Here is a 2,170-nt window from a genome sequence, read left to right on the forward strand (position 1 = left end):
GGCTGCAGTCCGATAACTTGACATTAAGGACATCCAGGCAGCCCTTCTGGTTCATAGTGGAACATTTCTTCTCCACCTTTAAAACATCAGGTGTGCTTTCTGCTGTCTTATTGCTGGCTGTGGCAGGTTTTATTGGTTTCAATTTCAAGAGTACCAGAGACCACACTGTTCCTACTCTCGTATATGAACTGCATGGCTCGGCGGTTAATTTTTTGAAATTGTCTGCCCAGGAGGAGAATACTTTCAGTTCCACTCCTGGAGGAGCAGTTACACTGGTTAATGCTCATGGAGTTGTGGAGCTTCAGAATGAATCCAGTATTCATCTGGCCAAACTCTCTAAGAAGGGGGTTCATTACAATGTGGCCTTTAAGGAGAGTGAGACTGGAGGAATGGCTCGGGGGCGGGTTTCATTTCTGGTAAATTCCAAGAGGCCTAATGAGGAGTTCAAGGTTTATACTCCTGATTATCAGATCACGGTTAAGGGTACTTATTTCAGGGTTGAACCGGATCTTACCGGAAAGGTCAGCACCAGGGTTCTTGAGGGATCGGTAAAGATTTCATCGCGCATTTTCGGTGATACTGTTCTTCTAGCGGGGCAGAGTATTCTTTATGATCCTGCTACTAACCAATACCGGATCCATAATGGTGGGCCGGTTGTGCAGCGCAGAGAGATTGAGCAGTTCCCTGCAGTTGAGGAATTGCTTGACTATCGCACCATCTACATAAGTGCAAATGTGCCAGATGCAGAGGTGCGAATCAATGACAAGTATTACGGAACGGCTCCTTTGGGACTGCTTCAGCCAGCAGGGATACACCGTATTCAAATTACAAAGAGGGGCTATGTTAAAGTCGATACTACAATCGAGCTGTCGGGTGACAGTATCGTAAACAGGATTGAGGTTACCTTAAGCGAGATAAAGAAACCCTCCATAGTGAACCCGGAGCCGGTAATCGAGGTAAAGGAGTCTGAACTGAGGGATGAACCGGTTCAGAGGAAAGGATCTGTTGTTTCGCCTGATCAGGTTGCCAGGATGATGATGGGGGGAGATAATGATTTTGAGCAGGAAAAGATCACCACTCAGAATTATCTGAAGGCGCAAAAAGCTGAGAGAGCAGGTAATTGGCGTAGTGCAATAAAGCTTTTCCAGCAGGTCTTTGATGACCAGAGTGCATCGAGGCTCCGCAGGGAGGATGCATTGTTTTCTATTGGTAAGCTGAAGGCTGAAAATGAAAAGAACCCGTTTGAGGCTAAAGAGGTTTTCCTGACATATCTGGCTCTTTTCCCTTCCGGATCATTTGCGGGTGAGAGTTGGCTGAGGCTTGCAGAGCTTGAATTTCGCACAAACCCTGAGAATGCTATTCAGTATTATCTGAAATATTTTGAGATGTTCCCAAGACATCCACGGATTCCCGAGCTTCAGAACCGTGTTGGTGTGATTTACCTGCAGCAGAAGCGCTATGATGATGCTATCGCGATGTTTCGTCAGGCGCTTTCAAACCAGATGGCTCCCCGAGATGAAGAGCGCAGGAATGTGATCCTTAATCTGCACAAGGCTTTGCAGGAAAAGGGTGATATTCAGAGCGCGGAAGCAATTTACAAACAATATCTTGCTGAAGTTGACAAAGAAAAATAAAGCATCTGCCTTTTTATTGAAGACAGATGCTTCCGAAAGTCAGTTTCCATTAATTTACACCGGAATAGCTTGTTTTGATTTGGTCCGTTCCTCAATGGGAGTATAGACAAGATCATGCGGGCCGGTATAAAGAGCTCTGGGCCTGAAGATCCGGTTGTGTTTCATGTATTCCAGTATCCTCGCTGTCCATCCTGCTACACGGGATGTTGCGAACAGAGGGGTAAACATTTTCTGTCCGATTCCCAGAAAGCTGTAAACCAGTCCGGAATAGAAATCGACATTTGGGAATATTCTTTTGCTGTCTCCATAGGTGTTTACCACTTCTTTTTCCAGGGCTTTGGCAGTTAAAAAAAGTTCATTCATTGCTGGTTTTCGTTCAGCCAGAAGTGATACCAGTGGGCCGAGGATTCGAGCCCTTGGATCGTAGGTTTTATATACCCGATGACCAAAGCCGGGTATTTTTTTCTTCTCTTTACGCATGTTTTCAAACCACAGCTGAACTTTTTTAGGGGAGCCAATCTCTTTGAGTGTAATCA

Annotated in this window: 2 protein-coding genes; one reads left to right on the plus strand and one right to left on the minus strand. The window is 45.5% G+C overall.

The window, feature by feature from the left end:
- Positions 1-17 precede the first annotated feature (17 nt).
- Complete coding sequence (locus GX089_14355; GenBank protein ID NLP03672.1) at positions 18-1,634, plus strand: tetratricopeptide repeat protein; 1,617 nt, start codon at positions 18-20, stop codon at positions 1,632-1,634.
- 54 nt (positions 1,635-1,688) lie between these two features.
- Here GX089_14355 and GX089_14360 read toward each other — a convergent pair.
- Positions 1,689-2,170 (minus strand): citrate/2-methylcitrate synthase (locus tag GX089_14360; GenBank protein NLP03673.1); only part of this gene is annotated, 482 nt, incomplete at its 5' end.

This window comes from Fibrobacter sp., from assembly GCA_012523595.1.
In the GTDB taxonomy this organism is placed as follows: domain Bacteria; phylum Fibrobacterota; class Chitinivibrionia; order Chitinivibrionales; family Chitinispirillaceae; genus JAAYIG01.